This is a genomic window from Streptomyces sp. NPDC050145 (genome assembly GCF_044460245.1).
GTDB lineage: Bacteria > Actinomycetota > Actinomycetes > Streptomycetales > Streptomycetaceae > Streptomyces.
Map to the genome: position 1 here is coordinate 59,132 of NZ_JBITJS010000001.1, position 22,947 is coordinate 82,078.

Genomic DNA, 22,947 nt, shown 5'->3' on the forward strand with positions numbered 1-22,947 from the left:
TCGTGGTCCTCTTCAGCCTGGTCCGGGCGCCCGGCATGATCAACAGCGGAGTGCGCAACGCTGCGTTGCCCGTCCGCGCAACGATGTGCGTTAGGTTCTCGTTCCGGACAGCCGGACGGCCGGCCGATCGGAGGGGTGGGGCGATGGAGCTGCGGGACATCGAGATCTTCCTGACCCTGGCGGAGGAGCTCCACTTCGGGCGGACCGCCGAGCGGCTGCGCATCCCCCCTTCCCGGGTCAGCCATGTCATCAAGAAGCAGGAACGACGCTTCGGCGCCGCACTGTTCGAACGCACCTCGCGGACGGTGCGCCTCACCCCGCTCGGCGAGGAGCTCCGCGACGAGCTGCTTCCCGCCACGCAACGCATCCGCCGGGCACTGGAGCGCGCGAGCGCCCAAGGGCGCGGAGCCGGGGGTGAGTTGCACGCCGGGTACACCAGACCGTGGTGTGCCAGTCTGCTGTTGCGAGCCGCCGAAGCCTTCGGCGACGAGCGTCCGGGCTGGTCCGTGCACACCCGGGAGGTGTCGTTCCGGGACCCGTACGGTCCGCTGCTGCGCGGCGAACTCCAGCTCCAGATAGCCGAGTTCCCCGTGGTCGAATCCGGCATCGCCACCGGTCCCGTGCTGTTCCGTGAATCCAGGGCGCTGATGCTGCCCGTCGGCCACCACCTGGCGGGACGGGCGACCGTGTGCATGGAGGACCTGGCCGAGGTGCCCCTGCTCAGGCTCGACAACATCCGGCCGCGGCCGACCGTGGACGTCCACTTCCCCCATCGCACCCCCATGGGACGCCCCATCCCGCACGGACCCTCCTGCGCGTCCTGGCACGAGATCCCGGTGAGGGTCGCCGCCGGTTTCGGCGCGTCGATCGTCGCGGCCCGCGCCGCCGACTACCACGCCCGCCCCGGCATCACGTTCGTCCCCCTCCGGGACGGCCCGACGCTGGACTACGGCGTTCTCCTGCCCGCGGAAGGACCGGCGTCCGCGGTCCGCGCCTTCGTCGACATCCTCCGCACACTCGCCGACGTGCCGTCCGCGGGCGAGGCGCCCGGGAGCGTCCCCCGTCAGGCCTTCCCGAAGCCGTAGTCGCTCCAGTTCTCCGTCACGCCGCGCCGCACCTCCTCGGGGTACGAGCCGGCGAACGACGCGGTCCTGCCGTGGACTTCGCCGTCGAACTCCTCGGGCCGGATGCAGCTCATGACCGACTTGCCGCCCCGGCCCGCGCGGATCTGGTCCCGGGTCAGGTACGGGACCATCGGGATGCCGGGGGCGTCCGGGAAGACGTGCTCGGTGCCGGGGCGGTAGCGGGTCGCGAGGGCCCAGGCGACCTGGCCGATGTCGGTGACGTCGATGTCGGAGCCGACCAGGATCACCTTCGGGACGAGCCAGCCCGCGTGGGAGTCGAAGAGGACCTTCGCGATGTCGCGGACGAGGTCCTCCTCCGTCGTCCGGCGGGCGGCGAGCCGCGCGCGGTCGATCGAGACGACCATCCAGCAGGTCGCGGCCTCGTACGAGCACCAGGCCAGGTCGACCGGCAGACCGGCGGAGCGGAGCAGGCCGGTCGCCTCGGCGGAGATCATCGTGCCCCAGATCGTGTGGTTCTCCTCGGGCGGGACCCCGGCCACGCACACGGGCAGGACCGCCCGGTCGCGGAAGGTCATGGCCTCCACATGGAAGAGCGGCTGCGGCTTGCTGCCGGGGAACGAGTAGCCGTGGTACTCGCCCATCGGCCCCTCGGGGCCCGTCCCGTCCGCGCTGATGCACCCCTCCAGGACGATCTCCGCGTTCGCCGGGACGTACAGCCCGTTGGTCTCCGTCCGGACGACCTCCACGCCGGTCCCGGTGAGCGCGCCCACGTACCCGGCCTCGTCGACACCGGCCGGGAGCGGCATGCCGGCCGCGGCCAGCGCGGCCGGGGGAGCGCCCAGGACCATCGCCCACGGCGTGGGGCGGCCCAGCTCGCGCCACATCTCGCGGATCATGCCGACGTGCTGCTGCGGCATGGCCGGGCCCACCAGAGTGGTGCGGTCGTGCAGCATCGTCCGGGCGACGGACCAGCTCGTCCACCGGCCGTCGGGGCTCTGCACCACGTGGAACCCGTACGTGCCCACGTACCGGCCGCCGTCCTCCTGGTGCAGGAGCGGAACCGGCAGCCGCTCCAGGTCGACGTCCGCGCCCAGCAGGACGTTCTCCTTGCAGGGGCCGCTCGGCACGACCGTCGGGGGCACCGGGTCGGCGTGCATCGCCGCGACGAGCTTCTCGACGACGTCCCGGGCCGAACTGTGCGGCGGCAGGCCGACATGCGCGGCGAGCCGGCCGTACGTTCCCCGCGCGTCGCCGCTCAGGCCCGCCGGGGCGCCGAGGACCCTCATGCCCGCGTCGCCCCCGGAGACGGCCTCGAACAGCGGGGCGGGGGAGCGGGTCTCGTACACCCGCCGGGTCACCGCGCCGAGCTCCAGGTCGAGGTCCACCGTCCGGTCGACGCGCACGGCGTCCCCGCGGGCCAGCAAGTCGTCGACGAAATCACGGAAGTTGAGGGCGGCGCCATGCTGCGTCATATGTGTCTCCATGGGGGTGGGGTGTGCCAGGAACGTGTCAGCGCGCAGGAGTCTCGAGGCGGGCCGCGCGCATGCCCTCCCAACGCCGGGCCCGCGGCGCGGCGAGACCGAACTGGTCGAGGACCCGGCTGACGACGTGGTCGACGATGTCGTCGACGGATTCCGGGTGGTTGTAGAAGGCGGGCATCGGCGGCACGATGCGCGCGCCCATCCTGGACAGCGCCAGCATGTTCTCCAGATGGATCTCGCTCAGCGGCGTCTCCCGCGGCACCAGCACCAGCGGCCGCCGTTCCTTGAGAACCACGTCCGCCGCCCGCCCCACCAGGCCCTCGGCATAGCCGGCCCGCACGCCCGCGAGGGTCTTCATGCTGCACGGCACGATCACCATGCCGTCAGTCGGGAAGGACCCGGACGAGATCGCGGCGCCCTGGTCGGCCGGGTCGTGGCAGACGTCGGCCAGCCGCCCGACCTCGCGCGCCGAGCGGCCGGTCTCCAACTCGACGGTGGTGCGGGCCCAGCGGCTCAGCACCAGATGCGTCTCCACCTCGGGAAGCTCCCGCAGCGCCTCGAGCAGCCGGACGCCCAGAATCGCGCCGGTCGCTCCTGTCATCCCCACGACCAATCGCACGGCAGCGCCGCCCTTCCTCGTCTGATGTCGGATCGCCCTGGGCCGTGCGCACATGGACCGTTTCGGTCGGCGGACCCAGAAGCCGCGGATCGAGGCGACCTCGCCTCTGACCAGCTACGGAATAGACTCTAGGAGCGATATCGGGCCGTGCGGCGAGGGAAAACGGCCCGGTGATGTGCAAAAGAAGACGTGCAACACAAGAGGTGTCAAAGGAGACGCACCCGTGGCAGGGATCCCGCAGCTCGAATTTCCCCGACGCGCGGGCAGCCTCCCCGGCGTCCAGGTGCTCGGGCTCGACGAGCTCCTCGATCTCGCCGCCGGCTTCTCGGGCAGCCCCTTCGCACCGCTGCGCCCCGGCTTCCATCTGTTGTTCACGCTCGGCACAGGCCACCTGGTGTGCACGGTGGACGACACCGAATGCCTGGTGACGAGCGGCAGTTGGCTGTGGATTCGCCCCGGGCAGGTGCTTCGGCTGGGAGCGGGAACGCTGGAGACGACCGGCACGGCGGTCCTCTTCCTGCCGCACGCCCTGGGAGCGGACGCGGGCACCGCCATCGGACTCGACCAGCGGACCTGGCGCCTGCCCGTCACCCTTCCGCCCGCGGTCGACACACCCGTACGGCAGACCCTGGACCTGCTCGCCGACGAGTACCGGCAGCTCGGACTGCTCCCGCTGGAGGCCCACACCGAGGTCGTCCGGCACCTGCTCACCGTGCTGCTTCTGCGGCTCACACATCTGCCGACGGCTCCGCGCGGGCCCGCCGCGGGCAGCGCGGCCTTCCACCGGTTCCACCAGGCGGTCGAGGCCGGCTACCGGCGCACGCACACGGTGGAGGACTACGCGGCCGAGCTCGGCTACAGCGTCCGCAACCTGAGCCGCGTCACCCACGCCGCCGTCGGCCTGAGCGCGAAGCGCTTCATCGACGACCGGGTCCTGCTCGAAGCGCGCCGCATGCTGCTGCACACCGACCTGACCTCGACCTCCATCGCCGACCGGCTCGGCTTCCCGACCGCGACGGCCTTCACCCGCTTCTTCCGCCACCGCACGGGGGAGACACCCACGGAGTTCGGCGGACGGATGCGGGCGGCCGCGTAGAACCGCCCCGACCAGGCGTCACCGGCCCCTTCCGAGTGGCTGACCGCCGCGCGACAGCCGAAGCTGGACCCCAGCGCACCGGACCCCGGGAGGCTCGCGCCGCACATGGACCACTCCTCCTCGGTGCCCGACGCACGCGCCCGACTGGAACTGGGCGCGATCAAGGAACTGCTCCTCGCCCAGCGCCGACGCGTGCTCACCTACGCGCGCGACCACGACCGGCGCGCCCGTCCTCCGGCCACCGAGGTGGCCCCCCGCACCGCCGCGCCGGTCACGACGTACCACCCGTCGGGTCAGGAGGTGCTCGACGCCCTCCCGATGCCCGCCCTGCTGCTCCAGCCGGTCACCGGCGCCGACGGCGAGATCAGCGACGTCCTCCACGTGTCCCAGAACGCCGAGGCCGTGGCCCACCTGGTGGTGCGGCTGCACGGCGGGTCGCCGCCGCTCGCGTCCGGGCCCGTCTCCCTGTACGAGCGATTCCCCGCCCTGCGCGCCTCCCGGCTGCCCGAACTGATCGCCCGCGCGCACCGCCTGCGCGAGCCGCAGGGCCCCGCGACGGTCGAATGGATGGCGGACGGCGGCGCCCAGGGCCCCGTCCGCGTCAACGACGAGATCCGTGTCGCACCGTGCGGGCCGCAGCTCCTGCTGACCTGGGAGCGCGGCAACCGGCTGAGGATGGCGGCGGCCGCCCAGCACCTGGTCCGCACCTGCTGGGCGGAGTGGAACCTCGGCGACGACGGGATCGAACCCTCCCGCGGCTTCCGCCAGGTGATCGGCCTGCCCCCGGGCAGCGCCCTGCCCACCCTCGGCGACCTGGCGAGCGCCGTGACGAACGACAGCCTGCCCGGCTACTACCAGATGCTCTACGACGTCATCCTGCGCAAACGAACCGCCTCCAGCGACCTGCGACTCCGCGGACAGAACAGGCGGATCGTGCGGATGACCGCCGAGCCCGTCCGCATCGCCCCCGGCAGTCTTGTCTGGGCCGTGCGCGCCGTGCTCAGCGACGTGACGGCCGAGCGGCGGCGCCGTGAGACGGCCGAGCGTACGGCGCTGGAGGCACGCCGCCAGCGCCAGCGGGTCGAGACCCTCACCGAGGTCGCGGAGGCCCTGCGCGAAGCCGTCCTGCCCCACTTCCAGGACGAACTGGCCACGTACGGACTCCAGGCGGCGGTCGTCTACCGGCCCGACGCCCGCGAGGCAGGAGTGGGCGGCGACTGGTACAAGGCCCGGCGGGTGCCCGACGGCCGGCTGCTGATCGCCCTCGGCGACGCGCGCGGACACGGGCTCGCGGCGGTCACCCTCATGGCGAAACTCCGCTACGCCCTCGCCGGGCTCACGTACACCGAGCAGCCCGTCGAGCAACTGACGCGCTGGCTGAACGAGGCGGCCTGCGCGGACGGCGACGAGTCCACGGCCACCGCCATCGTCGCCCGCTATCACCCGGAGGGGTCCGTGCTGCGCTGGACCTGCGCCGGTCATCCGCGACCGGTGCTGATCCGTGACGGCCGCGCCGCCGTGCTGCCGTCTCCCGAAGGCGGTCCCGGGCTCTCGCTGGGCGTCCTGCCGGGCACGTCGTACACCGCCGTCGAGACACCGCTCCGGGTCGACGACATCGTCCTGATGTACTCGGACGGGCTCACGGAGCGCCGCCCCGGTGACCCGGACCGCGACACCGCCCGCTTCCTCGCGCAGGCCCAGGACTGCTTCCACGCCTCCCCGCCCCCACCCGGCCGCCTCGGGCTCCTCCACTACGCCGAGCAACTCGTCGAACGCCTCGACGGCCCGCACCGCGACGACGACGCCACACTCCTCGCACTGCGCCGCGTGGATCCGTGAGCCTCAACGGCCCCTCCCCGCAAGGGCGTCGGCTCGAGCCATGGCGATCGCCGCCTTCGGCCGCTGAGCTTGCCTAGGCCGGCCGGCTGCGGCGGTGCGCGGCACGACCCCGCCCGGACGACGCGTCGGTGCCGCGCCGCATCCAGCGGTGGGTGCGTCCGCCGTGCGTCTCCCGCGGCCGCGAGATCCCGGCGTGGTGGTGCGAGGTGCCCCGCAGGACCAGGGCCAGTCCGAGACAGAAGACGAGAGCGAGGGCCAGGCCGGAGCAGAAGATCGCCAAGGTGTTCATGGTGGCGATGTCGTGGTCGAGCACGGACACGGTGTACTCGGGGCCGCCGCCCACGTTCCCGGCGATCGCCAGAGCGGTGAAGGCGCCGGTGGCGGCGAGGAGAAGAAGTCCCAGGGCTCGCATGTGAATCATCTCCCGGGCAGAGACGGTCAGGTGACCAACAGTCGACATGAGGAGAACCCCCTCCCAGGCTGTCGGGCATCAATGGGGATGTGCGGGGCCGAGTGCCCGGATCCCCGCGGTCGAAACTGAACCAAAGGGGCCGACGGCGGCCGGTCGGGCCGCCGTCTTCTGACGGATGCGACGGTACGCGCCGCGCTCCCGCGCCTACATCATCCGACGCTGCTCCTCGCCGGTTTCGTCGATGTCCTCCAGGGCGATCTCCTCCTTGCGGACCTCGCCCGTGACCGTGCGCTCCTCGGTGTGTTCCTCGGTGGTCAGCCGGACGCGCTCCACCGGGACGGCCTCCGTCTCCACCACGGGGCGTTCGGCGTGCAGGGTGACCTCGTGCTCGGCCTCGCTGATCTCGGGGCCGCGCAGGGCGTCGTCCATGTCGGCCTCCGTGATGGGCTCACGCACCAGCCGGACCTCCTCGTGACTGATGGGGACGGTCTGTTCGACCTCCTCCGTCACGACGTACTTGCGCAGCCGTGCCCGGCCCGACTCGTAGCGCTCGGTGCCGACGTGCATGCGCTCCTCGGACCGCGTCATCGCGGTGTCGCCGGAGGCCATGCCGCTGCCGGTGCCGGTCCGGTCCCGCTCCGCCATGCCGGCCCGCTGCTCCTGGGTTCCGGCGGCTTCGTCCGGGCCCTTGTAGCCGGCGGCGGTACCCGTACCGCCCGCCGCGGCCGCCATTCCGCCGCCCGCGCCGGCCATTCCGCCTGCCTCGGGACCGCCGTGGGCCCAACCACCCTCACCGGGCTCGTTCGCACGCTGCCAGGCGTCGTCCCAGGCGATGCCGTAGTAGTCGTAGAGGCGGTGTTCCTCCGCCACGGACAGGTGTCCGCCGTTGTCCACGTCGACGGTGGGAGCGTCCTTGACCTTGTCCTTGGCGTAGGGGAGTTCGAGGTGTTCCCCGACCATGGCCGCTTCGCGGATCGGTGCGAACGACTCGTGGCTGCCGAACAGGCCCGTCTTGATGGTGACCCACTCGGGGCGGCCCGTGGCGTCGTCGTAGAAGACGTGCTTCGCGGGACCGATCTTGTTCCCTTCCGCGTCGTGGACCGGGTGTTCCAGTACCGTCGGGATCTGCTCCTGGGTGATCATTCCGCAGCACCCTCTTTCGCTTCTGAGGCGTCCCCCATGACGTCCCCCTTGGCGGGTCACCGTCATCGAAGTGACTAAACGGAACTAAAGGGATAAATGGGATTTAAGTGAATCCCTCCGTCGATGTGGCCCGGCGGTTACGGTGGTGCGATGACCACCACCGTTCAAGTCCGTGGGGTCGCTCTGGGAGTCGAGTACTTCGGCGACGACGACGCGCCCCTGGTCCTGCTCGCCGGCGGGACGACCATGCTGTCCTGGCCCGACGCACTGTGCGAGCGGCTGGCCGCCGGAGGCCGGCGCGTGGTGCGCTACGACCTGCGCGACAGCGGCGCGTCGACGACCGGCGACACCGAGGCTCCCGCCTACACCCTCAGGGATCTCGCCGCCGACGCAGCGGCGCTTGCGGGCGCGCTCGGCGGCGGTCCCGCGCATCTCGCGGGAATCGGCGTCTCGGGCATGGTCGCCCAGGTGGCCGTGCTCGATCACCCGGAGGCGTTCTCGGCGCTCACCCTGGCCGGGACCCGGCCGGTCGCGCCGGGCCCGGTCGACGACGACCTCCCCGACCACGATCAGGCGGCGCTGGGCCGCCTGTTCTCGCGGACCCTGCCCGACTGGAGCGACCGCGCGGCGGTGGCGGAGTTCGCCGCGGCCGGCGCCGAGGTGCTCGGCAACGACCCGGACGCCGCACGGGAGAACGCGGCGCGCGTGTGGGACCGCACCCCCGGCACCGATCCCGGAGTGCAGACGGCCGATCAACTCGGCATGGTGTTCTCCCGGCTCGACTGCGGCCCCCGCTGGCGTGAGCGGCTGCCCGGCCTCGCGCGCCCCACGCTCGTCGTCCACGGCCGCCGCGACCCGTTCTTCCCCGTGGGCAACGGGGAGGCGCTCGCCCGCGAGATTCCCGGGGCGCGACTGCTCGTCATGGAGGAGTGCGGCACCGCGATCGGCGCCGCGGCCGTCGAGGAGGTCGCCGAGGCGATGCTCGCGCTCGGATAGGTCGAGGCAGGACCTCGACCCCCGTTCCGCGTACGAAGAGGCGGCACCCGCGTCAGAACCCGGGTGCCGCCTCGGTGTTGCCGTGTCGCGCAGGTGAGGACTACTGCTCCAGCGCGGCGACGCCCGCCTTCGCGAACTTCTCGTCCAGGTCGCCGGACGGGGCGCCGGCCACACCGATGCCCGCGATCGGGGCGCCGTCGGCGGCCACCGGAGCGCCGCCGGCCAGGAACAGGGTGCCCGGGATGTCCTTCAGCGTCGGGGCGCTCTCGAGGCGCTTGACCAGCTCGGAGGTCGGGGCGTTCCAGGAGACGGCGGTGAACGCCTTCTTCTCGGCGGCCGCGTAGGACTGCGGGCCGGCACCGTCGCCGCGCAGGGTCAGGACGGTGTTGCCGTTGCGGTCGACGACGGCCACGGAGACACGCTGGCCCTCCTTCTCGGCGGCGTCGAGCGCGGCCTGGGCGGCCTTCGACGCGGCGTCGACCGACAGGTGCGTGGTCTGGCGCAGGTTGTCACCGGCGGCCTCCGCGACCGTGGCGGCGGGCGTGGTCTCCGACGCGTTGGCGGAGAGCACCCCGGCGGTACCCGCGGCCAGAACGGCGGCGACACCCGCGCCCATCAGTACCCGCTTGCGACGGGGCTTCATTGCGTGCTTCAACGAGGGCTCCTCAGAAAATGCCGGGGTGGTGCGGGAACCAGCCGTCCCGCTCTGCCCTCAGTCTCGGCGCCGCACCCGGCGACTCCTTCGGAACCTCGGCTGCGTTCCGCACGCCGATCGGCGGTACGAGGGTCAGCCGATCGGTTGATGCGCGCCCGCCCGCGAGGAGCTCTCGGCTCCGGCCGCGTCCCTCAGCGCTTGAGCCCGACCCCGCCGAACATCGCCACCTCGGTGGGCAGTTCGGCCCCACTGTCGTCCGGACGCCAGTGGTTGCAGGAGACGACGCCCGGTGCGAGGAGCTCGAGACCGTCGAAGAACCGGGCGACCGCGTCCGGCGTCCGCTGGGTCAGCCGGGGCGTGCCGTGCTCGTTCCAGAACGCCACCGCCGCGTCCACATCGGGCATGTCCGCCCGGGTGATGGTGTGCGAGAGGACGAGGTGGCTGCCCGGGGGCAGCGCGTCCATCAGGCGACGGACCACCCTGTACGCCTCCTCGTCCTCCTCCACGAAGATGACGACGCCGAGGAGGATCAGCGCCACCGGCTCGCTGAAGTCCAGGACCCGCGCCGCCTGCTCCAGGACGGCGTCGACGTCACGGAGGTCCAGATCGAGGTACGCGGTGCGGCCCTCCGGCGTGCTCGTCAGCAGCGCCTCGGCGTGGGCCAGCACGATCGGGTCGTTGTCGACGTAGACGACGCGGGACTCCGGCGCGACACGCTGGGCGACCTCGTGCGTGTTGTCGGCCGTCGGCAGCCCGGTGCCGACGTCGAGGAACTGCCGGATCCCGCGCTCACCCGCGAGGTACCGCACGGCGCGCCCGAGGAACTGCCGGTCGGCGACGGCGTAGTCGCCGATCCCCGGGTGCAGCTCACGGATCTGATCCCCGGCCGCCTGGTCGACCTCGTAGTTGTCCTTGCCGCCCAGCCAGTAGTTCCAGATCCGGGCGGTGTGCGGCTGATCGGTCCTGATGCGCTTGCGCGCCTCGATCGACGCGGCGGATATGTCAGTCACGCGAGGTCCTCCGGATCATGCCGATGATCGGTCGAGGGCCAATCTATCGCCAGGGGTTGAGTCAGGCCGGGGCCCGGGCGTACCGCCCAACTCGACTGTCTGGCACCGGACATGTCTGGTTCCCGTCATCTCGCGGGGCTTCCGTCCCTCGTCCCCGCATCGCTTGAATGCCGGTCAAGCCCAGGTATACCGAGCCTGGCCACACAGAGGAGTCGGTACGGATGAAGCGTCCCCTTCTGGCGACCCTGGCCGTCGTGTCGCTCGCGACCCTGTCCCTCACCGGGGCGACGGCGGCCACCGCGAACACCCCCGCCCCGGCCGCCGCCTCCGCCGTCGGCGGAGCCACCGCCTCCCAGGACATCTCCCAGCTGCGACAGCAGTTCAACACCTACACAGCCGGGCTCGACCTCGACCCCGCCACCAGAGCCGCCGCCGAGGAGGCGGGATCGTCCGACGCGGCGCTCGTCGCGGCCGCCACACAGTCGCGGAAGCAGATCAAGGCCGTGCTCGCCGACGCCGGCGTCGAGAACGAGTGGGCCTCCGGCGCCCTCGACCCCGGTGACTACCAGTGCTCCACCACGGACTTCCGCGACTGGGCCCGCGCCGAGATCGCGAAGATCGACCCCGACTCGTGGAGCTGGTACCAGAACGGCTTCCTGGGGCTCTCGCCCGATCTGCTGGTCCAGTACTGGACCTTGATGAAGGCGCCCGCCGACCCCCACCAGACCGCGCTGGGCCCCGGCGGGGCGAACACGCAGGAGCTGGCGCGCACGTTCACCAACCTGAAGGGGTTCTGGGACGTGGACACCAGCAACGTCGGGCTGGTCTCGCTCGACGGCAAGGTCCTCGGCCCCGACGCCGCGGCGGACCGCCAGTACGTGTACGACGGCCTCGCCAAGATCAGCCCGCTCGCCTCGCTCTTCCTGCGGCTCGGTGTCGAGGGTGGTCTCAGCACGGGCGCGCTCGACGGGTTCCCGGGCGGCGTCGAGAACCCGATGTTCTCCCTCAACGCGTTCGCGATCGACCCCGCCCACGCCGGTGACTCCCAGGAGATGCTGGAGACGCTCGGCATCACCCGGCGCGTGGCGATGGGCCAGGGCATCCTCCAGATGTGGAACGAGCTCGGCCTCGGGCGGGCCGGCGGACGCGCCGTACTGGCCCACGAGTTCGGCCACCAGGTCCAGTAATCCGACAACCTCTTCGAGACCGACATCACCGACGAGGCCGAGGCCACCCGCCGCACCGAGCTGATGGCCGACGCCCTGGGCACGTACTTCACCGTCCACAAGCAGGGCGAGGCGCTCAACAAGGCGTACACGCTGCAGGACCTGCGGACGTTCTACAACGTGGGCGACTGCGGCTTCGCCAACCCCGGACACCACGGCACGCCCAACCAGCGCTACCGCAGCGCCGCCTGGGGCGCCGACCTCGTCAAGAGCGCCGACGACCAGGGCCACATCCTCCCGAGCCTGACCGTCGCCGGCGCCTTTGACAAGGCGCTGCCCGAGCTCGTCGCCCCCGACGCGAACTGACGCGTCACGGCCCCGGCCGTCGGGTCACACCCAGCCATGTCTGGCGATCTGCAGCCCCAGCTGGAAGCGGGTGTCCGCTCCGAGCAGCTCCTGCAGGCGGGTGACCCGGCGGCCCACCGTCCGTTCCGACACGCTGAACCGGCTGCGGCGCGCTCAGGGGCAGCTGGCCGCCGTGATCGCGATGATCGAGGCGGGCCGCGACTGCAAGGACGTCGTGACGCAGCTCGCCGCGGTGTCCCGTGCGCTGGACCGGGCCGGATTCAAGATCGTCGCAGGCGGAATGCGCCAGTGCCTCGCGGGGGACCCCGACGCTCCGCCCATGTCGCAGGAGGAGCTGGAGAAGCTCTTCCTGGCCCTCGCGTAACTCGCGTAACTCGCGTAGCTGGCGTAAATCGCGTAGCCGGCTCCCGGCGGTGCGACCGTCCCGCCGTGCGGCCGGGGCTCAGATGCCGTCCGTCAACTCCTCCGCGTACACCTGCGACAGCGGCTGCGGGCCCACGTACCGCTGGCAGTTGCACTGCCCGGCCTCGTAGCGCAACGGCTTCTTGTTCTCGTCCCAGGCGGTCGGGATCTCGACGCGCTCGTGGCAGCGGCCCTGCTTGTCGTGCTTGGCGAGATGGTGGGTGCAGCCGCAGATCGGCTCCGGCGGCTTCTGTGCGGCTTCCAGGGCCAGACGTTCCTGCTGGGCGGCCTCTATGAGCTCCAACTTCCGCTCATGCCTGCTGCGCAGGGCTGTGCGGACCGTGTCGGCGAGCCAGGCGAACCCGCCCGTCCAGAAGATGATCAGTACCCACCAGAACCAGTCCACGGCCATCTCCCCCTGTATGCGGCGCCCCGGCAAAAGCGGTCAGGGAAAGGATAGTTGGGTGTCCGCGCCGATGTGCTCCCCCAGCACCTGCCGGAAATGGGCGCACTGCGTGAAGTCCTCATGGTCGCAGTCGAGGGCGCCTTCGATCAGTGCGAGCGATGCCTGCGCGGCCGCGATGCGGGCCCGTAGCGCGTCGGCCTCCGTGCGCAGCGTTTCTCTTCGTTCGGCGGGGTCGGAGGCCGCGGCCAGTGAGCGGATGGTGTCCAGGGACAGCCCGGCCTCCTTGGCGCGCAGGACGACGGCTACGCGGACGAGGTCGGCGGAGCCGTAGCGGCGGCGGCCGGCCGGGTCGCGGGCGGGCGTGAGCAGGCCCGACGCCTCCCAGTGCCGCAGCACGTGCGTGGCCAGGCCGAACCGTTCGGCGACGGCGCCGATGCTCATCCACTCGGGTTCGGCGCCGGCGACGCCGGCGCCGGATGTCGGGGGATCGTTTGACTTCATGCCGACATTAAGTCGCAGCCTGGCTTCATGACCAAGGAAACGGCACGGAATCAGTCGCCCCCGGATGTCCTGATCGCACTCCTCGACGCCGCCGACGGGCTACCCAGCGCCCGGCAACTACGCTCACTCTCCTACGACTTGCTCGGAGCTGAGCCGGGGAAAGTCATGGTCGACGTGGGCTGCGGCGCGGGGCGAGGGGTGTCCGAGCTGGCGGCGCGCGGCGTGCGGGCCCTAGGCGTGGACCCCGACGAGCGCATGATCGACGTGGCCCGGGGGCGGTGGCCAGGGGTGGATCTCCGGGTCGCGGGCGCCTACGCACTGCCGCTGGAGGACGCGTCCGTGGACGGCTACCGCGCCGACAAGGTGTTCCATGAACTGGCAGAGCCCGAGCGGGCGTTGACGGAAGCACGCAGGGTGCTGGTGCCCGGCGGGCGGATCGTGCTCATCGGCCAGGACTGGGACACGTTCGTCATCGACTCCGACGACGCGGCTCTCACCCGCACGATCGTGCAAGCCCGCGCCGACCTGATCGCCGGTCCGCGCGCCGCCCGCCGGTACCGCGGACTTCTCCTGGACGCCGGCTTCGAGGAGGTGGAGATCCAGGTGCGCACCGGGGTGTTCACGGGCCCGACGATGCTGCCGCTGCTCACCGGGCTGGCCGAGGGGGCCCGTTCGTCGGGTGCCGTCACGCCTGAGCGGGCGGACGCCTGGGTCGCCGAGCAGCGGGCCCGGGCCGCGGCCGACCGGCTCTTCCTGGCCCTGCCGATGTTCGTCGCGGCGGCGACCGCACCGGAGTGAGCGGGCGGTCATGGACGCCCGCCGCCCGGGAGGAGTCCGGGATCAGTCCGTCCGGCGCGGAGCCTGACGGCTGGTCAAGCAGGTTCGTGCTGGTCCAGAACTTGGCGGAGCAGGCGGGTCAGGGTGCGGCGGTCCTCGGCGGACAGTGACTGGAGCAGCTCGTCCTGGACCTGCTCGACCACGTCGTCCAGTCGTCGCAGGTGCCGTACGCCGCTCTGGGTGAGGGTGATCCTGTTGCGCCGCCCGTGGTCGGGGTCCGGCGCCCGGTCCGCGAGGTCCTGCCCGACCAGGGCGTCGACGGCCGCCACGACGTCGCTGCGGTCCATGCGGGCGCGGCGGCCGAGCTCTGCCTGACTCGTCGCCCCGAACTCGTCAAGGACGGCCAGGACCCGGTAGTGGTGGCCGCGCCCTCCCGCGTCGGCGAAGGCGTCGAACACCAACCGGCGGGTGTGTACGGCCAGTTGTGTGATCAGCCAGCTCGGCCTTGCCGCCATGCGCTCGGGCATCTGCTCCATGGCGGACACCGTAACAGTGTTGGTGTGACCAACACCTTGGCCTAGTGTTGGTCACACCAACACTGGGCCTGTAGTGAGCACGAGGAGACACCCGCATGATCCTGGTCACCGGCGCCACCGGAAACGTCGGTCGCAACCTCGTTCACGAACTGGTCGACGCGGGCGAGCGGGTACGTGCCCTCACGCGCGACCCCGCCACGGCGGACCTGCCCGACGGCGTCGAGACCGTCGCCGGAGACCTCACCCGCCCCGAGACCCTCCCCGCCGCCCTCCAGGGCGTGGACCGAGCCTTCCTGTTCCCCGTCCACGGCGCCCTCGAGGCCTTCCTCGCCGCCGCCGAGCAGGCCGGCACCCGGCACATCGTGCTGCTCTCCTCGGATTCCGTCACCTTCCCCCGGCCCGGGTGGATCGGTGAGCGGCACCTCGCCTGCGAGCAGGCGGTCGCGGACTCCGCGATGTCCTGGACCTTCGTCCGCCCCGGCCTCTTCATGGCGAACGACCTCGGCTGGGCCGCCCCGATCCGGCGCGACGGCACCGTACGAGGGTCCTACGGCGATGCCGCCATGGCCCCGGTCGACGAGCGCGACATCGCCGCGATCGCCGTGCACGCCCTCCTCGCCCCTGACCCCGCAAAGACGTACGAAGTCACCGGGCCGCAGTCGCTCAGCCAGATCGACCGCGTCCGCGTCATCGGCGAGACGCTCGGCATCGCCACCCGCTTCGAAGAGGTGCCCCGCGAGGACACACGCCGACAGCTCCTCGACCGTCTGCCGCCTCCCGCCGCCGACTTCCTGCTGGACCAGCTCTCCGCCGCCCGGTCGACACCCGTCCCCGTCCTGACGCCCGTCGAGCAGATCACCGGCCGCCCGGCCCGTACGTATGCGGAGTGGGTCGCCCACCACGCCGCCTCCTTCGCCCGCCGGCATGACTGAGCCGCCTACTGCGTGGGCTCGCGGTTGTAGAGCTTCTTGGCCCACACATAGCCGCCCAGGGCGATGAGTGCGCACCAGGCGAGGGCGAGGATCGCGTTGTCGCCGATCGGGGTGCCCATCAGCAGGCCGCGCAGGGTCTCGATGAAGGGGGTGAACGGCTGGTAGTCGGCGAACCATTGAAGCCCGGTGGGCATCGAGTCGGTGGGGACGAATCCGCTGCCCATCATCGGCAGGATCATGAGGGGTGTCAGCATGTTGCTCGCGGCGGCGACGCTCTTGGCCATGATGGCCAGCGCGACCGAGAGCCAGGTGAGCGCGAAGATGATCAGTACGAGCAGGCCGATCACGGCGAGCCATTCGCCGAGGTCCGCGGTGGGTTCGAAGCCCACCAGGAGTGCGACGCCGGTGACGACGGTCATGCTCAGCAGGGTCTGGGCCAGGCTGCCCAGCACGTGGCCGGTGAGGACAGAGACCCGGGCGATGGCCATGGTGCGGAACCGGGCGACGATGCCCTCGGTCATGTCGAGGGCCACCGAGATCGCGGTGCCCTGGGCCGCCGTGGCCGCGGTCATCAGGATGACGCCGGGGACGACGTAGTTCACGTAGGTGTCCCGGCCGCCCGACGGGCCGCCGAGGCCGCTGCCGAGGATGCCGCCGAGGACGTAGACGAACAGCAGCAGGAAGACCACCGGGACCCCGGCGGCGGTGAGGGTGAGGGTCGGGTAGCGCTGCATGTGCCGCAACTGGCGGCGCAGCATGGTCATCGAATCGGTGAAGGCGTGGGTCGCGGTGCTCATCGGACGGGCTCCTGTTCCGTGACGGGGTTGCCGGTCAGCGCGAAGAAGACGTCGTCGAGGTCGGGGGTGTGGACCTGGAGTTCTTCCACGGTGAGCGAGGCGTGGTCGAGCCGGTCGAGGAGTGCGCGCAACGACCGGACGTCGCCCCGGCCGGCGACCTGCAGCGTGAGTGCCTCGTCGTCGCGGGACACCACGTCCAGGGTCCGGGCCGCGTGGTGGTGGTCGCGTGCGCCCGCGAACCGCAGGGTGATGTGGCCTCCGCCGACCTGCCGCTTGAGCTCCTCCGCCGTGCCCTGGGCGACGATCTTTCCCTGGTGCAGCACCGCGATCCGGTCGGCGAGTTGGTCGGCCTCGTCGAGGTACTGGGTGGTGAGGAAGATCGTGACGCCCTCGTCGGCCACCAGACGGCGGATGATGTCCCACATGGTCCGTCTGCTGCGCGGGTCCAGCCCGGTCGTCGGCTCGTCGAGGAAGATCACCCGCGGTCGCCCGACGAGCGTCATCGCGAGGTCCAGGCGGCGGCGCATCCCGCCGGAGTAGGTCAGCGCGGGCTTGCGGGCCGCGTCCACCAGGTCGAACCGTGCCAGCAGGTCGGTGACGCACGGCCGCCGTTCCTGGCGGGGAAGGTGGTGCAGATCGGCCATCAGCAGCAGGTTCTCCTCGCCGGTGAGGAAGCCGTCCACCGCGGAGAACTGGCCGGTGACACCGATCGCGGCGCGGACCGCGTCCGGATCACGGGCCACGTCGTGGCCGGCGACCCGGATGTCACCGGCGTCGGCCCGGATGAGCGTGGACAGGATCTGCACCACCGTGGTCTTGCCCGCGCCGTTCGGCCCGAGCAGCGCGAAGACCGATCCCGCGGGGATGTCGAGGTCGATGCCGTTCAGCACCACGTGTTCGCCGTACGCCTTGCGTACGGCGGCCGCGGAAAGGGCTGGTGGACTAAGGGTGGTGGTCATGGGCTCCGCTTCCGTCGATGAGCTTCAAGTTCCTTCACACATCAGTAATAGTTGCGTTGCATGCATCGACTGGTCAATCGCGTATACGTGAAGCAACGACATACGTGCTGGTGAGAGTGATGGATCGTTGCGCGGCGAGTGAAACCTAATGCAACGAAGAGCGTTGCATTAAGCTGGTTCGGACGTCGAACAGTGGAGGACGCCCTGATGCCTGGCGACCGACTCACGCTCCAGGACCGCCGGCAGATCGCCGCGGGGCTGCGCGAGGATCTGACCTACGCCGCCATCGGCCGCCGCATCGGGCGGCCGACCTCGACCGTCACCCGAGAGGTGATGCGCCATGGCGGGCCGCGCGGCTACCACGCCGAGGCGGCGCACCGAGTGGGCGCGGGACAGCCGCCTCCGCGCAGGACCCCCGCGCCGGCGACCTCACTCGAAGGGGCCGACCTCGGCGGGCGCGATCCGCGGATCGTGGACGAAGTGGGCGTGCAGAGCGTGGAGTTGATGATGCAGGCCGGGCTCCCGCCGATGATGGCCAAGGTGCTCGCTGCCCTGTTCACCACCGACAGCGGCAGCCTCACCTCCGCGGACCTCGTTCGACGCCTGCGGGTCAGCCCCGCCTCCGTCTCCAAGGCCATCGGATACCTGGAGAACCAGGCGCTCATCAAGCGCGCGCGTGACCCCCACAGCCGTGCCGATCGCTACGTCGTCGAAGACGACGTGGTGTTCACCTCCATCATGGCCAGCGCGCGCAACCAGGCCCGGATCGCCGAAGCCTGCGCGGCCGGAGCCCGGAAACTGGGCACCACCACACCTGCCGGTGCCCGACTGGAGAACACGAGCCGGTTCCTCCAGCACGTCATCGACGACCTGGTCCGCTCGGCCGAGCAATGGCACAAGGTCTGTTCGACCCGTGCAGGACAGACTCCCGAAACAGACTGAACAGGCCTTCGATCATGCTGATCCTGCGGAATCTGTCACTAGGTGGCGGCCCGGTGAAACGATGGTGAAGCGGGTTTGGGCTCTCCGGTACCGGCAACGCGCCGGACCGTGACTCACCCCGATAACGGCCTGCCGCCGAACTCCTCGTACGGTCCGAACGGGAATGCCCCGCGCTATAGCGGTGCATATCCCCCTCAGGGCGGCGACACCGCGCCGCTCCCGCCCGTCGGCGCCTATCCGCCGCGTGAAGAAGTGCAGCCTCCGCCCTACCGCCCCGGACCCGTCGGCCCGAGCGCCGAGGCACCCCGTCCCATGTACCAGGCGCCCCAGGACGGGAGCCGACGGCGCGGCGGCATGAGTGCCGATCGACTGGCGCTGACGGTTCATACGCTCGCCGACATCGCCGCGATCTTTCTCGGCCTGTGGTTGCTCCTGTACCTGCTCGACGCGAATCAGGCGAACGTGTTCGTCGACTTCGTGCGGGGCGTGGCCGAATGGCTCGCCGGCTGGGCGCAGGACATCTTCACGATGGACCCCGAAGGGCTGCGTGTCTTCTTCAACTTCGCCCTCCCGGCAGTGGTCTATCTCGCAGTGGGTCATGGGGTAGCCGCCTGGCTGCGACGCCTTTGACCGCTTTGACCTCGCCCCGGCCGGGTTCCAGAGGCACTGCACGGCGTGCCGTGGAACTCGGCCGGGGCGGCGCGACCGTCGCGAAGTGAGATGAATCCTATGAGGCGTTCCTGTGTGAACCGGTGACCGTTCGCGAGGGAGTGTGGACATAGGGCGTGAGCTGCCGAACCGTGTTGTCGGAATTGGGAATTCGGTCCCGTTCGAGGGGCTGACTTGCGGGCTCATGTCCCGTTTTGGCGGCTGTTCTGGCCGATTTGCATTCAGGGGTGGTCCGGAATGCAGACTGCCCCGCATGAATCAGAGACGCGGCGTGCAGCACGTCGATTTCCAAGATCGCTACGACGGCGGATACGCCGCGCCTCGACGTGACGGTGCGCGGCCGCCTGTGCTGCCGCGGCAAAGGGGAGACGGAGGGGCGCCGTACGATTCCGTGCAGCCTCCTCCGCGCCGGGGCCGCCGTTTCAGGAGGATTCTGATATCGGTCCTCGTGCTCCTGCTGTTGGTGGTCGGCGGCACGTACTTCTGGATCGATTCCAACCTCCGCAAGGAAGTTGATCTCGGTAAGGTGATCGACCGGCCCGGCGAAGGCGAGGGAACCAATTTCCTCATCGTCGGGTCCGACAGCCGCGAGGGCATGTCCAAGCAGCAGCAGAAGGACCTGCACACCGGCGCCGCCGAGGGCAGGCGCACCGACTCGATGATGATCCTGCACGTCGGCGAGGGCGACCCGACGCTCGTCTCCCTGCCGCGCGACTCGAACGTCACCATCCCCACGTTCCGGGGCTCCGAGTCCGGCCAGATGCGTGCGGCGATGGGCGCCAACAAGCTCAACGCCGCGTACGCCTTCGACGGCCCGCAACTGCTCGTGCGCACCGTCGAGTACAACACCGGCCTGCACGTCGACCACTACGCGGAGATCGGCTTCGCCGGTTTCGCGAACATCGTGGACGCCATGGGCGGCGTCGACATGACGCTCGACAAGGGCTTCCAGGACAAGTGGTCGGGCGCGGACTTCCAGGCCGGCGAACAGACCCTCGACGGCAAACAGGCCCTCGCGTACGTGCGCACCCGGCACGCCTTCACGGGCAGCGACCTGGACCGCACCAAGAACCAGCAGAAGTTCCTCGCCACGCTGGCCAACCAGGCGGCGTCGCCGAGTACGGCCCTCAACCCGTTCAAGCTGTACCCCGTCATGGGCGCCGGACTGGACACGCTCGTCGTAGACAAGGACATGAACCCCTACCAGCTCGGCCGGATGTTCCTCGCCATGAAGGACGTCAACAACGGCCAGGGCAAGTCCATGAACATGCCGATCTCCGGCAGCGTCGGAGGCAACCTCGCCTGGGACATGCCGAAGGTCAAGCAGCTGGTGAACGAACTGCGCGGCGACGACCCGGTGACGGTCTCCGACGAGCGGTAGGGCCTCACGTGCCTCACGTGAGCTTCAGGAGTCCACACCGCCCCCGATGATCACGCGATGGCCGCGCCCGTTCCCTGGGTCGGCTGCCCCGGTGGGAGGTCCTGTGCCAGGAGACGGCGCAGGGCGGTCGGGGTGTCGCCGAGGTGGCGGCGGAAGGTGCGGGTGAGGTGGGCCTGGTCGGCGTAGCCGAGGTCGGCGGCGAGGGTGCTGAGGCTTGTCTCGCCGGCCTCCAGGCGGTCCAGGGCGCGGCCGATGCGGACGCGGTGGCGGTAGTGGGTCACCGAGACGCCGAGTTCGCGGGGGAAGGCGCGGCTCAGCCGGTAGGGAGAGGCGCCGAGGAGTTCCGCGAGGGAGAAGAGCGTCGCTGAGGAAGGGTGTTCGTCGGAGATCGCTTCGCGGGCCGCCGCGACGAGGGCGCGGTCGCGGGAAGCGGTGCTGTCGCCCGCCGAGGGGGTCGGGCCGGAGACCGTACGGGCGACCGCGGTGGCCAGCAGGGCCAGCAGTTCCTCGACGGTGGCGTAGTCGATGTCCCCGGAGCCGGCGGCCGCGAGCAGGCGCCGGTGGGCCAGGTCGAGGGCCGGGTCGACGTAGACGGTCCCCGTCGTGACCCCCGGCCCGTCGCCGGCGAGGGAGCGCCACAGGGCGGGAGCGACGTTGATCGATGTGCAGTGGTCGCCGCCGGAGGGGTGGGCGAAGCTCTCCTCCTCGCCCGGGGTTCCGAGGTAGGCGAGGCTCGGGTCCAGGTCGACGGTTGATCCGGCGGACCGGCGGCGGAAGCGGCCGCGCCGCACCAGCACCACGCGGTAGGTGCCGCAGACCTCGGGCGCCGACCAGCGGGTGTGGTCGCTGCGGCAGGCGACCGTGCTGAGGTCGAAGTCGGTCCGGCGGGCGACGAGTTCGGCGGAGAGCATGCTCCGCACCGTATGCCGCAGGTCTGACAGTCGCGCCGCCGCAAGGATGTTCAAGACCGGGGTGGGGCGGCCGGGGCAGGCTCTCTCCAGCGAAGCCGGTGGGGCTTCCCGTGATGCACGAATTGAGGAGTCCGCTCATGCCCGTTCTCGAACAGCTTGCGACCGTGGTCGTCGACTGTGCCGACCCGGTGGCGCTCGCCGCCTTCTACCAGGGGGCGACCGGTTGGGAGGTCACGTACAGCGACAAGGACTTCGCCTCCCTCGGTGCGGGCCCCGACAGCACGGGGCCGGGGCTGGCCTTCGTGCGCGTCGAGGGCTACCGGGCACGCCAATGGCCTGACGGGGACAAGCACCTGCATCTCGACTTCACCGTCGCCGACCTGGACCGCGCGGTCGAGGAACTGCTCGCCCTCGGAGCCTCCCGGCCCACCTTCCAGCCGGGCGACGGCGAGTGGGTCGTCCTCACCGACCCCGAGGGTCACCCCTTCTGCCTGATCCCCGCCACGACTCCCGCCGGCTGACCGTCCGCGAGAAACGGAGAGTGCCCACCATGGCAAGCGTTCACCGAGAAGCTCTGATCGACGCCGACCCCGCGGCGGTATGGGAAGCGGTCCACCGCTGGGGCGAGGTCCACCGCAGACTCGCCCCGGGTTTCGTCGTCGACACCCAGGTCGACGGCGACGTGCGGGTGGTGACCTTCGCGGACGGCACAGTGGTGCACGAGCTCATCGTGTCGCTGGACGACGACGCCCGGCGCATCGCCTACTCGGTGGTGGGCGGGTCCATGGACGTCGTCCACCACCACGCCTCCATGCAGGTGTTCGCCGAGGCCGGCGGTCGCAGTCGCTTCGTCTGGATCACCGACGTACAGCCGCACAGCCGCGCGGAACTCATCGCCGCGAATGTCGACCAGGGGATTCAGGTGATCCGCCGGACCCTGGCCACCGAGGCCGCCCCGGCTTCCTGACGCGAGGGTACGAGACCTGTGGTCTGGCTAGTGCTGGCTGTTGCGGAACCCGATCGCCACGGCGCCCCACCAGCAGATCTGGGAGATCAGCGCGGTGGCGCCACCCCACGCCAGAAGGCGTGGGGTGGCTGGCTGCTGGGCCATGCGTCGGTTGATGCGTCCTGCTTGCAGGCCGTTGACGGTGAGCGCGAGGATCAGTGCGAGCTTGGTGCGCGTCAGGGTGGAGTTCAGGTCGGGGTGGAGCAGCGTGCCGCTGAGTACGAGTCCGGCGAGACCGGCCCAGATCGGGACGTGCAGGCGTGCGGTGTTGCCGAGGGCGTCGCTCAAGGTGCACCGCCGCGATATCCACAGCAGTCCGTAGTAGTCGGTCACCATGACGGCACCGAAGCCGAGCACCAGGCAGGCCAGGTGGACGAAGAGGGCGGCGGTGCGCAGGGCGGGGTCCGTGTGCAGGTGCAGGGACACCCACACGCAGGTCGTCAGGGCCAGGCATGCGGTCACGGCGGCTGCGGAGATCGTCCACCAGGAGTCGTGAAGGCCGAGCGGTCGGGCCTGGCCGGCACCGGGCAGCGCGGGCACAGGCCGAACGGACATCGACGGCTCCGAGGGCAGAGCGGACACGGAACTCCTCCAAGGCAACTCGAAACATTTAGGCAAGGCTTACCTAAATAATGCCGGACGGTCAATCCTGCAGGCCTTGGGGTGCTCCGGGAGGACTGGAACGTGATCGCGACGTTGCGTGACCGAAATCTGACGGCTCAAAGCACACTCGCGGCGTGCGCGCGCCGCGTGGAAGTGATCACGGTGACGGGCGCGGCGTACCTCGCCCGCATGCACGCGACGGCAGACCTCGCCCGGTCCGCGGGATACTCAGACGCGGTCGTCGAGCATGTGCGGCA

At 70.9% G+C, this 22,947-nt stretch carries 27 protein-coding genes; 14 read left to right on the plus strand and 13 right to left on the minus strand.

The window, feature by feature from the left end:
- Nucleotides 1–143: 143 nt before the first annotated feature.
- A complete protein-coding gene (locus ACIBTU_RS00300) occupies nt 144–1,085 on the plus strand; it encodes a LysR family transcriptional regulator (protein ID WP_399123611.1) in 942 nt (313 codons plus the stop codon).
- On the opposite strand, the gene ACIBTU_RS00305 is transcribed toward ACIBTU_RS00300, so the two are convergent.
- On the minus strand, nt 1,064–2,557 hold the full coding sequence (locus ACIBTU_RS00305) for a UbiD family decarboxylase (RefSeq protein WP_399123612.1): 1,494 nt from the start codon (nt 2,555–2,557) through the stop codon (nt 1,064–1,066). The two genes, ACIBTU_RS00300 and ACIBTU_RS00305, sit on opposite strands and share 22 nt — an antisense overlap.
- 37 nt (nt 2,558–2,594) lie before the next feature.
- Nucleotides 2,595–3,185, minus strand: coding sequence for a non-oxidative hydroxyarylic acid decarboxylases subunit B (locus tag ACIBTU_RS00310; protein ID WP_399123613.1), 591 nt, complete (start codon nt 3,183–3,185; stop codon nt 2,595–2,597).
- 223 nt (nt 3,186–3,408) lie between these two features.
- Here ACIBTU_RS00310 and ACIBTU_RS00315 point away from each other — a divergent pair, with 223 nt between their 5' ends.
- The gene (locus tag ACIBTU_RS00315) at nt 3,409–4,281 is read left to right on the plus strand and encodes a helix-turn-helix transcriptional regulator (protein ID WP_399123614.1); all 873 of its coding nucleotides are present in this window, start codon (nt 3,409–3,411) and stop codon (nt 4,279–4,281) included.
- Between the two features lie 105 nt (nt 4,282–4,386).
- The gene (locus ACIBTU_RS00320; RefSeq protein WP_399123615.1) at nt 4,387–6,120 is read left to right on the plus strand and encodes a PP2C family protein-serine/threonine phosphatase; all 1,734 of its coding nucleotides are present in this window, start codon (nt 4,387–4,389) and stop codon (nt 6,118–6,120) included.
- Between the two features lie 73 nt (nt 6,121–6,193).
- Here the strand turns inward: ACIBTU_RS00320 and ACIBTU_RS00325 are convergent, their stop codons facing one another.
- Together ACIBTU_RS00325 and ACIBTU_RS00330 are read right to left on the minus strand one after the other, a co-directional pair.
- The gene (locus ACIBTU_RS00325; RefSeq protein ID WP_399123616.1) at nt 6,194–6,532 is read right to left on the minus strand and encodes a hypothetical protein; all 339 of its coding nucleotides are present in this window, start codon (nt 6,530–6,532) and stop codon (nt 6,194–6,196) included.
- 204 nt (nt 6,533–6,736) lie between these two features.
- A complete protein-coding gene (locus tag ACIBTU_RS00330) occupies nt 6,737–7,675 on the minus strand; it encodes a YsnF/AvaK domain-containing protein (RefSeq protein WP_399123617.1) in 939 nt (312 codons plus the stop codon).
- Nucleotides 7,676–7,825: 150 nt separating this feature from the next.
- Between ACIBTU_RS00330 and ACIBTU_RS00335 the strand changes: the two genes are divergently transcribed.
- Complete coding sequence (locus ACIBTU_RS00335; protein WP_399123618.1) at nt 7,826–8,671, plus strand: alpha/beta fold hydrolase; 846 nt, start codon at nt 7,826–7,828, stop codon at nt 8,669–8,671.
- A 100-nt stretch (nt 8,672–8,771) separates the two neighbouring features.
- Here ACIBTU_RS00335 and ACIBTU_RS00340 read toward each other — a convergent pair whose 3' ends face one another.
- Together ACIBTU_RS00340 and ACIBTU_RS00345 are read right to left on the minus strand one after the other, a co-directional pair.
- A complete protein-coding gene (locus tag ACIBTU_RS00340) occupies nt 8,772–9,314 on the minus strand; it encodes a heme-binding protein (protein WP_399124205.1) in 543 nt (180 codons plus the stop codon).
- A 203-nt stretch (nt 9,315–9,517) separates the two neighbouring features.
- Entirely contained in the window at nt 9,518–10,336 is an 819-nt protein-coding gene (locus ACIBTU_RS00345; protein ID WP_399123619.1) for an SAM-dependent methyltransferase, read from the minus strand.
- A 221-nt stretch (nt 10,337–10,557) separates the two neighbouring features.
- Between ACIBTU_RS00345 and ACIBTU_RS00350 the strand changes: the two genes are divergently transcribed.
- The 3 genes from ACIBTU_RS00350 (at nt 10,558) to ACIBTU_RS00360 (ending at nt 12,232) form a co-directional block, all read left to right on the plus strand.
- A complete protein-coding gene (locus ACIBTU_RS00350; protein ID WP_399123620.1) occupies nt 10,558–11,523 on the plus strand; it encodes a hypothetical protein in 966 nt (321 codons plus the stop codon).
- 63 nt (nt 11,524–11,586) lie between these two features.
- Nucleotides 11,587–11,868 (plus strand): hypothetical protein, encoded by a 282-nt coding sequence (locus tag ACIBTU_RS00355; RefSeq protein WP_399123621.1) that lies wholly within the window; start codon nt 11,587–11,589, stop codon nt 11,866–11,868.
- Between the two features lie 100 nt (nt 11,869–11,968).
- Nucleotides 11,969–12,232 carry a metal-sensitive transcriptional regulator gene (locus ACIBTU_RS00360; protein WP_399123622.1) on the plus strand — a complete coding sequence of 88 codons (264 nt, stop codon included), beginning with the start codon at nt 11,969–11,971 and terminating at the stop codon, nt 12,230–12,232.
- A gap of 78 nt (nt 12,233–12,310) precedes the next feature.
- Here ACIBTU_RS00360 and ACIBTU_RS00365 read toward each other — a convergent pair whose 3' ends face one another.
- The gene (locus ACIBTU_RS00365) at nt 12,311–12,676 is read right to left on the minus strand and encodes a hypothetical protein (RefSeq protein WP_399123623.1); all 366 of its coding nucleotides are present in this window, start codon (nt 12,674–12,676) and stop codon (nt 12,311–12,313) included.
- Nucleotides 12,677–12,715: 39 nt separating this feature from the next.
- Nucleotides 12,716–13,177, minus strand: coding sequence for a MerR family transcriptional regulator (locus ACIBTU_RS00370; RefSeq protein ID WP_399123624.1), 462 nt, complete (start codon nt 13,175–13,177; stop codon nt 12,716–12,718).
- 27 nt (nt 13,178–13,204) lie between these two features.
- On the opposite strand from ACIBTU_RS00370, the gene ACIBTU_RS00375 reads away from it, so the two are divergent.
- Nucleotides 13,205–13,975, plus strand: coding sequence for a methyltransferase domain-containing protein (locus tag ACIBTU_RS00375; RefSeq protein WP_399123625.1), 771 nt, complete (start codon nt 13,205–13,207; stop codon nt 13,973–13,975).
- 74 nt (nt 13,976–14,049) lie between these two features.
- Here the strand turns inward: ACIBTU_RS00375 and ACIBTU_RS00380 are convergent, their stop codons facing one another.
- Nucleotides 14,050–14,490: a MarR family winged helix-turn-helix transcriptional regulator gene (locus tag ACIBTU_RS00380; RefSeq protein ID WP_399123626.1), complete on the minus strand. Its 441-nt coding sequence runs from the start codon at nt 14,488–14,490 to the stop codon at nt 14,050–14,052.
- 95 nt (nt 14,491–14,585) lie between these two features.
- Between ACIBTU_RS00380 and ACIBTU_RS00385 the strand changes: the two genes are divergently transcribed.
- Nucleotides 14,586–15,422: an NAD(P)H-binding protein gene (locus ACIBTU_RS00385; protein ID WP_399123627.1), complete on the plus strand. Its 837-nt coding sequence runs from the start codon at nt 14,586–14,588 to the stop codon at nt 15,420–15,422.
- A gap of 5 nt (nt 15,423–15,427) precedes the next feature.
- Here ACIBTU_RS00385 and ACIBTU_RS00390 read toward each other — a convergent pair whose 3' ends face one another.
- Together ACIBTU_RS00390 and ACIBTU_RS00395 are read right to left on the minus strand one after the other, a co-directional pair.
- Complete coding sequence (locus tag ACIBTU_RS00390) at nt 15,428–16,219, minus strand: ABC transporter permease (RefSeq protein ID WP_399123628.1); 792 nt, start codon at nt 16,217–16,219, stop codon at nt 15,428–15,430.
- Nucleotides 16,216–17,178: an ATP-binding cassette domain-containing protein gene (locus ACIBTU_RS00395; protein ID WP_399123629.1), complete on the minus strand. Its 963-nt coding sequence runs from the start codon at nt 17,176–17,178 to the stop codon at nt 16,216–16,218. Before ACIBTU_RS00395 ends, ACIBTU_RS00390 begins: the two co-directional genes overlap by 4 nt.
- A 192-nt stretch (nt 17,179–17,370) precedes the next feature.
- Here ACIBTU_RS00395 and ACIBTU_RS00400 point away from each other — a divergent pair, with 192 nt between their 5' ends.
- The 3 genes from ACIBTU_RS00400 (at nt 17,371) to ACIBTU_RS00410 (ending at nt 20,170) form a co-directional block, all read left to right on the plus strand.
- Nucleotides 17,371–18,120: a helix-turn-helix domain-containing protein gene (locus ACIBTU_RS00400; protein ID WP_399123630.1), complete on the plus strand. Its 750-nt coding sequence runs from the start codon at nt 17,371–17,373 to the stop codon at nt 18,118–18,120.
- 354 nt (nt 18,121–18,474) lie between these two features.
- Nucleotides 18,475–18,750 (plus strand): hypothetical protein, encoded by a 276-nt coding sequence (locus ACIBTU_RS00405; RefSeq protein WP_399123631.1) that lies wholly within the window; start codon nt 18,475–18,477, stop codon nt 18,748–18,750.
- Between the two features lie 223 nt (nt 18,751–18,973).
- On the plus strand, nt 18,974–20,170 hold the full coding sequence (locus tag ACIBTU_RS00410) for an LCP family protein (protein WP_399123632.1): 1,197 nt from the start codon (nt 18,974–18,976) through the stop codon (nt 20,168–20,170).
- 50 nt (nt 20,171–20,220) lie between these two features.
- Here the strand turns inward: ACIBTU_RS00410 and ACIBTU_RS00415 are convergent, their stop codons facing one another.
- Entirely contained in the window at nt 20,221–21,081 is an 861-nt protein-coding gene (locus tag ACIBTU_RS00415) for a helix-turn-helix domain-containing protein (RefSeq protein WP_399123633.1), read from the minus strand.
- A 137-nt stretch (nt 21,082–21,218) separates the two neighbouring features.
- Here ACIBTU_RS00415 and ACIBTU_RS00420 point away from each other — a divergent pair, with 137 nt between their 5' ends.
- Nucleotides 21,219–21,602 carry a VOC family protein gene (locus ACIBTU_RS00420; RefSeq protein ID WP_399123634.1) on the plus strand — a complete coding sequence of 128 codons (384 nt, stop codon included), beginning with the start codon at nt 21,219–21,221 and terminating at the stop codon, nt 21,600–21,602.
- Between the two features lie 29 nt (nt 21,603–21,631).
- Nucleotides 21,632–22,048 carry an SRPBCC family protein gene (locus ACIBTU_RS00425; protein ID WP_399123635.1) on the plus strand — a complete coding sequence of 139 codons (417 nt, stop codon included), beginning with the start codon at nt 21,632–21,634 and terminating at the stop codon, nt 22,046–22,048.
- A 27-nt stretch (nt 22,049–22,075) separates the two neighbouring features.
- Here ACIBTU_RS00425 and ACIBTU_RS00430 read toward each other — a convergent pair whose 3' ends face one another.
- Complete coding sequence (locus tag ACIBTU_RS00430) at nt 22,076–22,642, minus strand: hypothetical protein (RefSeq protein ID WP_399123636.1); 567 nt, start codon at nt 22,640–22,642, stop codon at nt 22,076–22,078.
- Between the last annotated feature and the right edge of the window lie 305 nt (nt 22,643–22,947).